Origin of the sequence: Limnohabitans sp. Rim8, assembly GCF_945869175.1 — a bacterium.
Classification (GTDB): domain Bacteria; phylum Pseudomonadota; class Gammaproteobacteria; order Burkholderiales; family Burkholderiaceae_C; genus Limnohabitans_A.
Genome location: NZ_CAMBNZ010000100.1, coordinates 1 through 9,261, shown reverse-complemented (window position 1 = coordinate 9,261; position 9,261 = coordinate 1). Strand labels below are relative to the sequence as shown.

7 protein-coding genes are annotated in these 9,261 nt (G+C 56.7%); 4 read left to right on the top strand and 3 right to left on the bottom strand.

Features of this window, described 5'->3' with window-relative positions:
* The 3 genes from uvrA to Q0O19_RS12705 all read right to left on the bottom strand — a co-directional run.
* On the bottom strand, positions 1-3,075 hold a 3,075-nt coding region (gene uvrA / locus Q0O19_RS12715; protein ID WP_295523549.1), incomplete at its 3' end, for an excinuclease ABC subunit UvrA.
* Between the two features lie 135 nt (positions 3,076-3,210).
* A complete protein-coding gene (locus tag Q0O19_RS12710) occupies positions 3,211-3,408 on the bottom strand; it encodes a hypothetical protein (protein ID WP_295523546.1) in 198 nt (65 codons plus the stop codon).
* Between the two features lie 89 nt (positions 3,409-3,497).
* Positions 3,498-5,261: an MFS transporter gene (locus tag Q0O19_RS12705; protein WP_295523544.1), complete on the bottom strand. Its 1,764-nt coding sequence runs from the start codon at positions 5,259-5,261 to the stop codon at positions 3,498-3,500.
* 572 nt (positions 5,262-5,833) lie between these two features.
* On the opposite strand from Q0O19_RS12705, the gene Q0O19_RS12700 reads away from it, so the two are divergent.
* The 4 genes from Q0O19_RS12700 (at position 5,834) to Q0O19_RS12685 (ending at position 9,193) form a co-directional block, all read left to right on the top strand.
* Positions 5,834-6,130 (top strand): hypothetical protein, encoded by a 297-nt coding sequence (locus Q0O19_RS12700; RefSeq protein WP_295523542.1) that lies wholly within the window; start codon positions 5,834-5,836, stop codon positions 6,128-6,130.
* Positions 6,121-6,738 carry a tetratricopeptide repeat protein gene (locus Q0O19_RS12695; RefSeq protein ID WP_295523540.1) on the top strand — a complete coding sequence of 206 codons (618 nt, stop codon included), beginning with the start codon at positions 6,121-6,123 and terminating at the stop codon, positions 6,736-6,738. The genes Q0O19_RS12700 and Q0O19_RS12695 overlap by 10 nt, the downstream gene beginning before the upstream one ends.
* Positions 6,739-6,818: 80 nt before the next feature.
* On the top strand, positions 6,819-7,082 hold the full coding sequence (locus Q0O19_RS12690; protein WP_295523538.1) for a DUF4212 domain-containing protein: 264 nt from the start codon (positions 6,819-6,821) through the stop codon (positions 7,080-7,082).
* Positions 7,079-9,193: a sodium:solute symporter family protein gene (locus Q0O19_RS12685; RefSeq protein WP_295523536.1), complete on the top strand. Its 2,115-nt coding sequence runs from the start codon at positions 7,079-7,081 to the stop codon at positions 9,191-9,193. Before Q0O19_RS12690 ends, Q0O19_RS12685 begins: the two co-directional genes overlap by 4 nt.
* Positions 9,194-9,261: the final 68 nt, after the last annotated feature.

The following is a 9,261-nucleotide window of genomic DNA, read 5'->3' as shown; positions in this document are numbered from 1 at the left end:
AACCAGCGAGGCTGCGGTGTCAGTGGTTGACACCGCAGCCTCGCCCCCATAAACATTTAAACGCTCAGCCACACCATGCACCTCCCCCATGGACTCGGCGTATTCGCGCAAAGCCAGCCCCGTGTGCGATGTCGGGTGCTGGCGCACGTCTTCGGGCGTGCCTTCGGCCACGATCAGGCCACCCGCATAACCGCCCTCTGGCCCCAGGTCGATCAGCCAATCGCTGGCGCGGATCACATCCAGGTTGTGCTCGATGACGATGAGCGAATGCCCGGCTTCCAGCAGCTTGCGTAAAGCCCGCATGAGCTTGGCGATGTCGTCAAAATGCAGGCCGGTGGTCGGCTCGTCAAACAAGAACAGCGTCCCCTTGCGCGCCAGACTCTGGCGGCTCTTGGACGCGCTTTTGGCGGCCTCGGCCAAAAAGCCCGCGAGCTTCAAGCGCTGAGCCTCACCACCCGACAGTGTGGGCACGGGCTGGCCCAGCTTCACATACTCCAGGCCCACATCCACGATGGGTTGCAGGGCACGGATCACGTCGCGGTCTTGTGCAAACAAGGCCGCCGCTTCGCTCACCGTCAGGTCCAGCACATCGGCCACATTCAGGTGGCGCGGCTGCGGCTGGCCCAAGGCTTGGCGCTCGACGGTGATCTCCAGAATTTCCGGGCGGTAACGCTTGCCATCGCAATCGGGGCAACGCAAATACACGTCGCTCAAAAACTGCATCTCGACGTGCTCAAAACCCGATCCGCCGCAGGTGGGGCAGCGCCCATCGCCACCGTTGAAACTGAATTTGCTGGCGGTGTAACCCCGTTGGCGCGAGAGTGGCGCGGTGGCAAAAATCTCGCGGATCGCATCCCATGCCCCCACATAGCTCACCGGGTTGGAGCGGGCGGTTTTGCCAATGGGCGACTGGTCCACAAACACCACATCGCTCAGGTGATCCGCCCCCAGCAAGCGGTCGTGTGCGCCAGGGGTCTCGGTGGCTTTGCCAAAGTAACGCTGCAAGGCCGGGGCCAGCACATCTTGGATCAAGCTGGATTTGCCCGAGCCGCTGACACCGGTGATGGTGACCAAGCGCTGCAACGGAAAGTCCACGCTGATGTTTTGCAGGTTGTGCTCGCGAGCGCCTTCCAAAATCAAGCGTGGCGTGCTGTCGGTGACCATGCGTTTGAAACCCAGGCCCACTTGCTTGCGCCCGCCCAGGTACGCACCGGTGAGGGTGTCGGCGTTGCGCAGGTCGGCGGTGCTGCCGTCAAACACAATATGCCCACCGCGCTCCCCAGGGCCGGGGCCCATGTCGATCATGCGGTCGGCGGCCATCATCACGGCCGGGTCGTGCTCGACCACGACCAAGGTGTTGCCCGCATCGCGCAGGCGGTGCATGGCCAAGGTGATGCGGTGCATGTCACGCGGGTGCAGGCCAATGCTGGGTTCGTCCAGCACAAACAGGGTGTTGACCAGCGACGTGCCCAATGCGGTGGTCAGGTTGATGCGCTGCACTTCGCCACCACTGAGCGTGCGGCTTTGGCGGTCAAGGGTGAGGTAGCCGATGCCCACATCGCACAGGTATTTGAGGCGGGTGGTGATTTCTTCGAGCAGCAGTTTGAGCGCTTGCGCTTCGGCATCAACCGAGGCCAGCGCCACAGCCGATGCACTCATGCGGTCATAGAACTGGCGCAGCTGGTCGATCGGCATGATCATCATGTCGTGCAAGCTGAGGCCTGGCAAGGCTTCGAGCTGGGCACGCGTCCACTTCACACCCGCAGGCATGAAACGCTTTTCGACCGGCAAAACCCCATCGGCATCGGCGTGGCTGCCGATGCGCCACAGCAAACTTTCCGTCTTCAAGCGCGCACCTTGGCAACTTGGACATTCGGTGTAACTGCGGTACTTGGACAAGAGCACACGGATGTGCATCTTGTAGGCCTTGCTCTCCAGGTACTCAAAAAAGCGTTTCACCCCGTACCACTGGTGGTTCCAGCGGCCTTTCCACTCGGGCGAACCCTGGATCACCCAATCTTGTTGCGCCTGGGTCAGTTTGTCCCAAGCGGTGTCGCGCGGAATGCCTGCCGCCTCGGCATGGCGCATCAGGTCGTCCTGGTTCTCTTGCCAGGCGGGCGTCTGCAGCGTTTTGATGGCACCAGCCCGCAGTGTGAGCTTGGGGTTGGGGATGACCAGTCCGTAGTCGACCCCGATCACCCGCCCAAAGCCCCGGCAGGTCTCGCATGCACCCACGGCCGAGTTGAAGGAAAACATGGAGGGGATCGGGTCGGTGTAGCGCTGGTCGCTGTCAGGGCAGTGCAGGCCTGTCGAAAAGCGCCAGATGTCGAAAGTGGATTCGGAAGGAGAAAAATTGGGATCTGACCCCAGTTTCTCCACATACACATTCAGGCGACCGCCGCGTTTGAGCGCGACCTCGATGGCTTCCACCACCCGGGCTTTTTCGGCAGCGCCGATGCGAAAGCGGTCTGCGATCACGTCCAGCACTTTGCGCGGGCCGGTGGGCGTGGCCACTTCACGCTCGGCCTGCACTTTGGTGAAACCACTGGCCGACAACCATTGTTCGACCTGCTCCGCGCTGGTGTTGGCGGGCAGTTCGACCGGGAAGGTCAGGTAAAGGCGGGGGTCACCGGCTTGCGCGGCAAGCTGGGCCAGTTCGGCGTAAATCGTGTCGGGGTTGTCGTGGCGCACGGGCTGTGCGGTGTCTTGGTCAAACAGCTGGCCCAGGCGGGCGAACAAGAGCTTGAGGTGGTCGTTCAGTTCGGTCATGGTGCCCACGGTGGAACGTGAGCTGCGCACCGGGTTGGTCTGGTCAATCGCAATGGCCGGGGGCACGCCTTCGACTTTGTCTACAGCCGGTTTGTCCATGCGGTCGAGGAACTGGCGAGCGTAGGCACTGAAGGTCTCGACATATCGGCGCTGGCCTTCGGCGTACAGCGTGTCAAACACCAAGCTCGATTTGCCCGAACCGCTGGGGCCGGTGACCACGGTCAGTTCACCCGTGCGGATGTCCAAGTCGATGTTTTTGAGGTTGTGCTGACGGGCACCACGGATGCGGATGAGACCTTGGGACATGGGCGGGCTTTTTCGGATGAAGGCCAAACATTCTAGGGCCCAGGTCATGACAAGTCTGGTGCCCAAAAGAAAAGCCACGCACAGGCGTGGCTTTGGTTTGAGACGCTTGACCGAGGTCAAGCACTCAGAGGGGCATCACTTCGCAGCGCTGGCCTCTGAAGCCGGTGCGACGGCAGGTGCAACAGGTGCGGAGGCATCGGTCTTGGCAGGCTCAGAGTGCACAGCGTCTGCGCCGTGCTTTTCACCGCTCATGTCCAGGCTGTCACCGCCTTTGCTGATGACATACAGGGCCAAGGCAGCAAAGATCACGAATCCAACAACGAGTTTCCACATCATTCATCTCCAAAATAAAGAAGGCCCTCCACAGAGGGAAGGCCCAGAATGTAGCACCCGAGTCACCCCGGGATGCTTACAAAAAACGATCAGTCGTTGGCGTAGATGTCAACGTCTTTGGTTTCTTTGATGAACAAGCCACCGATCACGACAGTTGCACCGGCGATGATGATGGGGTACCACAAGCCGTTGTACATGTTGCCGGTCTGGGCCACGATCGCAAAGGCGGTTGTGGGCATCAAACCACCGAACCAGCCGTTACCGATGTGGTAAGGCAAGGACATGGAGGTGTAACGGATACGGGTGGGGAACATCTCGACCAGCATGGCGGCGATGGGGCCGTACACCATGGTCACCAACAGCACCAAGTAGGTGAGGATGATGATGACGGTGACCTTGTCGAACTTGGCCATGTCGGCCTTGGCAGGGTAGTTGGCAGCCTTCAACGCAGCGCCCAGGTTGGACGCCAACAAAGTGTTACCCGCGGTCTTCTCGTTGCTCAGGTCTTTGACAGACTTGGTCGCAGCTTCGATGGCCTTGGCGTCTTTGGGTTCTGCAGCATTCAAAGCCGCCAGCTTTTCCTCGGCCTTGGCCTTGGCAGCAGCGATGTCTTCAGCGGAGTACTTGACGTTCACCACGGTCTCGCCCACTTTGATCACGGCAGGGGTGCCCGCAGGCGCTGCAATGTTTTCGTAGGAAACAGAAGCACCTGCCAAACGCTGTTTAGCGATGTCGCAAGAAGATGTGAACTTCTTGGTGCCTGTGGGGTTGAACTGGAACGAGCATTCTGCTGGGTCAGCAGTGACGGTCACCTTGGCCGACTTCTGCGCAGCATAAAGGTCAGGGTTAGCCGCTTTTGTGAGCGCCTCGAAGACCGGGAAATAAGTGACCACAGCCAACAAGCAACCCGCCAAGATCAGTGGTTTACGACCGATTTTGTCCGACAGCGTGCCGAAGATCACGAAGAACGGTGTACCAATGATCAAAGAAATCGCAACCATGATGTTGGCGGTGGCGCCGTCCACTTTCAACGCTTGTGTCAAAAAGAACAAAGCGTAGAACTGACCGGAATACCAAACCACCGCTTGACCCATCACCAAGCCGAACAAGGCCAAGATCACGATCTTCAGGTTTTTCCACTGGCCGAACGATTCGGACAAAGGGGATTTGGAGGTCTTGCCTTCGGCTTTCATTTTCACGAAAGCAGGCGATTCGTTCATGCTCAAACGGATGTACACCGAGATGATCAGCATGATCACCGAGACCAAGAAAGGAACGCGCCAGCCCCAGTCAGCGAAAGCCTCTTCGCCAATGATGGTCCGAGTGCCCAAGATCACCATCAACGACAAGAACAAGCCCAAAGTCGCTGTGGTCTGGATCCAGGCGGTATAAGCACCGCGCTGACCCGCTGGGGCATGCTCGGCCACATAAGTAGCGGCACCACCGTACTCGCCACCCAAAGCCAAGCCTTGTAACAAGCGCAAGCAGATCAGGATGACGGGAGCGGCCACACCAATGCTGGCGTAGTTGGGCAAGATGCCCACGATGAAAGTGGACACACCCATGATCAGGATGGTGACCAAGAAGGTGTACTTGCGGCCGATCATGTCGCCCAAGCGGCCGAAAAAGATGGCGCCGAAAGGACGCACGATGAAGCCGGCAGCAAAAGCCAACAGCGCGAAGATGAAGGCAGAGCCTTCGTCCAAGCCACTGAAGAATTGCTTGGCGATGATGGCGGCCAATGAGCCGTACAGGTAAAAGTCATACCATTCAAAAACGGTACCCAGAGAAGAGGCAAAAATCACCTTCTTCTCTTCCGCCGTCATCGGGCGGTTTGCTTCAGTTGTAGCCATAGAGCTGTCTCCAAAAAAGAGTCTCCGACACGGAAACTTGGCGCGATTCTTGGGGCTGGCACTTGCCACGTACTGACAGCGAACCAACAGATACTTACAAGCTAGTATTAACCCGAGTAAATTATTTTGTATTGCGAAAAATACCCAAAAAACCAAGGGTAATCACTTGGCATTGGTCGACAAAAAACGCTTCGCCTGTGCAGGATTCGTCCCCACCAGCGCATGAATGCCACCCCAATCTCGCGTTTTGGCATGCCCAAACATTGAGACCCACCCGCCAATTCGGAGATTTCAGCCGCACCAAAGATGGCTTAGGACTCCGAAAAACCCCTTATATGCTCAACCGAATTTTGTTGGTGTTTTCCCTTGAATTGAGGCCCAAATTTCCGTGCTCACCGATGCGCAAATGTAAGAAATTTGTCAGCTTCATTGGTTTCTCGAATGAAGGCTTCAAAAGTTCACCTCAAAAACATATTGACTCACTTTTTAAATGGGCTTTCGCCCCATTTGTTGGGAAACAAGCTAGTTCATAGAATCCACAAAGTTTCCTTGATCTACATCAATTACGTTTTATGTTGCTCGCTGTTGTCATCGCCAAGAGTCTGATTGAGCTTTCTCTCATGTTCATCGTCGGGCGCTTCTTGCTGGGTTTGTTGGCGGGCGCCAAACGCGACAACAATGTTTTTTGGCAATTGCTCGATGTCGCCTCCAAGCCTGCGCTTTGGTTCACTCGCAAAATCAGCCCCAAACTGATCCTGGACCAACACATCCCACTGGCCACAAGCAGCTGGCTCATCATCGCCTGGGTCGTGGTCGTGCAGTTCAAAATTGAACTTTGTCTTGAGATGGGGATCGCGGCATGTCAGTGAAAACCCATCTTTCACCCACCCACACTAACGCGTCCAGCCGAGGCCGGTGCTTTAAGTTGCGCCTGCAAGCCAAAGTTCTTTTGGTCTTGGGCTTGCGCAACCAAGCCCATGCGGTCTTTCAAGAAATCCTCCAGCTCAACCCACAAGACGTTTTGGCCCTGAACAGCGTGGGCTTCAAGGAGTTGAACGATCGCCGTTTGACTCAGGCTTTGGCATTTTTTGAACGCGCTCTGGTGCTGACCCCGGACAAGGCCAATGCCCACTTCAACGTGGGCTTCGTCTGCGAAGAATTGGGACGAAGTCAAGAGGCCGAGCAGGCCTTCAGGGCCGCGCTTCACATTGACGAAAAAATGGACCGCGCATGGTACGGCTTGGGCTTGGTGTTGGTGCGCCAACAGCGTTTTGCCGACTCTTTGGTAGCGTTCAAGCGGAACACCGAATTGCAGTCCATGAGCCCCTACGCCTGGTACCAAATGGCCCGCGTGCACATGGAAATGCAAGAGCCCGAAAAAGCCCTGGAAGTGATGCGCCATTTGAATGGCTTCGAACCCAAGGTGGCCGCCCAACTGGCGCGGGAAACAGGGCTCAAATTAGACAGACCCGTGTAAACACAACACCTGCAGGTGTTGTCTGAAAAATTGAAATGTGACAGTCGGTAGTTTATTTTTTCAACAAGAAGGAGATGACGATGCAACTCACCGCTCGGCACCAGGAGTACTGGGGCAAAAACTTAAGAATCACGGGGCTGTTGCTGGCCCTGTGGTTCTTTGTGACCTTTGTGGTTTTGTACTTTTCACGTGATTTGACGTTCAGCTTTTTTGGCTGGCCATTTTCGTTTTGGGTGGCTGCCCAAGGCGCATTGATCGTCTATTGCTTGATCATTTGGTTCTACGCCCGCTACATGAACAACCTTTACAAGGAATATGGCGTGGCAGAAGGAGAAGAAGCATGAGCGTTTTCGGCGGAGAAGGCCAAACCCAAGGCCAGTTTCAGAAATCTCTGAACAAAGTATTCATTTTCTACGGCGTTGGCTTTGCGGCTTTCGTCTTCGTGCTGGCCATCCTTGAACAGATGGGCATGCACAAAGATTACATCGGCTACGCCTTTCTGGCAGCCACTGTGCTCTTGTATGCAGGCATTGGTGTGATGAGTCGCACCAACGATGCGGCCGAATACTACGTGGCCGGCCGACGCGTGCCAGCCATGTACAACGGCATGGCCACAGGCTCTGACTGGATGTCGGCAGCTTCCTTCATCGGCATGGCCGGTACGCTGTACCTGACCGGTTACGGCGGTTTGGCCTTCATCTTGGGCTGGACCGGCGGTTACTGTTTGGTGGCTTTGTTCTTGGCGCCCTACCTGCGTAAGTTTGGCCAGTTCACCATCCCCGACTTCCTGGGCGCACGCTACGGCGGCAACATGGCACGTTTGATTGGCGTGTTTGCGGCCATCTTGGTGTCCTTCGTTTACGTGGTGGCACAGATCTTCGGCGTGGGCTTGATCACAGCCCGCATGACCGGTCTGTCCTTCGACGTGGGTGTGTATGTCGGTTTGGCCGGCATCTTGGTTTGCTCGTTCTTGGGCGGTATGCGCGCTGTGACCTGGACCCAGGTGGCTCAATACCTGATCTTGATCGTGGCGTACATGATCCCCGTGGTGTGGTTGTCGGTGAAACACACCAGCAATCCAGTGCCTCAAGTGGCTTATGGCTACCTGCTCGAAAAAGTCACAGCCAAAGAAGAGCAACTGCTCAAAGACCCCAAAGAACTCGAAGTTCGCGGGATCTTCAAAGCACGTGCGGATGCAGCCGTTGAAAAGCTGAAAGATGTGCCAGCTGCTATGGCCGCTGACAAAGAAGCCGCCACGAAAAAGCTGGAAGAGCTGAAGGCCGCCAACGCACCAGCAGCAGAGATCAAAGCAGCTGAAGCCGCTGTCGCCGCTTTGCCCAAAGATGAAGCGGCTGCCAAAGCAGCTTACACCACAGCGCGCACCACCAACACGGCACGTGCAGCACCACCCTTGCGACATGCTGAGCCCTTCCCTGGCAAAGATGATGCCGCCAGAGACATTGCGCGCAAAAACTTCTTGGCATTGGTGTTTTGCTTGATGATCGGTACGGCTGCGCTGCCGCACATTCTGATGCGCTTTTACACCGTACCTTCGGTACGTGAAGCGCGTGAGTCGGTGGCTTGGTCGCTGTTCTTCATCTCTTTGTTGTACTTCACAGCGCCTGCTTTGGCGGTGCTTGTCAAGTTCGACATTTACACGCTGTTGGTGGGTACACCGTTTAACCAGCTACCAGAATGGATTGCACGCTGGAACGTGGTGGACCCAACGCTGATGGCTGTGGCTGACATCAACAAAGACGGCCTTTTGCAATTGGCTGAGATTCGTTTGGGTGGCGACATTGTGGTCTTGGCCACACCTGAAATCGGTGGCTTGCCCTTCGTGATTTCCGGCTTGGTGGCAGCGGGTGGTTTGGCTGCGGCCTTGTCAACAGCTGACGGCTTGTTGCTGACCATTGCCAACGCCTTGTCACACGACGTGTACTACAAGGTGATCGATCCCAATGCTTCGGCCAACCGACGTGTGGCGCTCTCAAAAGTGATTTTGGTGTTCGTGGCCTTGGCTGCGGCTTATGTCGCGTCGCTGCGCATGGCGGATATTTTGTTCCTCGTGTCTGCGGCCTTCTCGTTTGCAGCCGCTGCCTTCTTCCCGGCGTTGACCCTGGGTATCTTCTGGAAGCGAGCCAACAAATGGGGCGCGTCCTTGGGCATGGTGGCTGGTTTGGGCATTTCGTTCTACTACATGGTCAAGACACATCCCTGGATGTACGGCTTGTTCCACAATGGTTCGCTGACGCCTGAAATCCTGAAAGCCAACACCTGGTGGGACATTGCCCCCATCTCGGCCGGTATCTTTGGTGTGCCTCTGGGCTTTGCGGTGATCATCATCGTGTCGCTGCTGACCAAAGCACCCGAGCAAGAAGTTCAGGACATGGTCGAGAACGTCCGCTTCCCAAGCTTTGACGGCACCACCTCACAAGGCACTGCTGCTCACTGATCGGTCGATGTTGGCAAGACCTGTCTTGCCAACCTGACCCCTTCCAACAAAAAACCCGATCGCGTCAT

Coding starts and splice junctions, on each gene's coding strand:
- Q0O19_RS12710 (WP_295523546.1), bottom strand. CDS start 3,408: ATGTGGAAACTCGTTGTTGGATTCGTGATCTTTGCTGCCTTGGCCCTG.
- Q0O19_RS12705 (WP_295523544.1), bottom strand. CDS start 5,261: ATGGCTACAACTGAAGCAAACCGCCCGATGACGGCGGAAGAGAAGAAG.
- Q0O19_RS12700 (WP_295523542.1), top strand. CDS start 5,834: ATGTTGCTCGCTGTTGTCATCGCCAAGAGTCTGATTGAGCTTTCTCTC.
- Q0O19_RS12695 (WP_295523540.1), top strand. CDS start 6,121: ATGTCAGTGAAAACCCATCTTTCACCCACCCACACTAACGCGTCCAGC.
- Q0O19_RS12690 (WP_295523538.1), top strand. CDS start 6,819: ATGCAACTCACCGCTCGGCACCAGGAGTACTGGGGCAAAAACTTAAGA.
- Q0O19_RS12685 (WP_295523536.1), top strand. CDS start 7,079: ATGAGCGTTTTCGGCGGAGAAGGCCAAACCCAAGGCCAGTTTCAGAAA.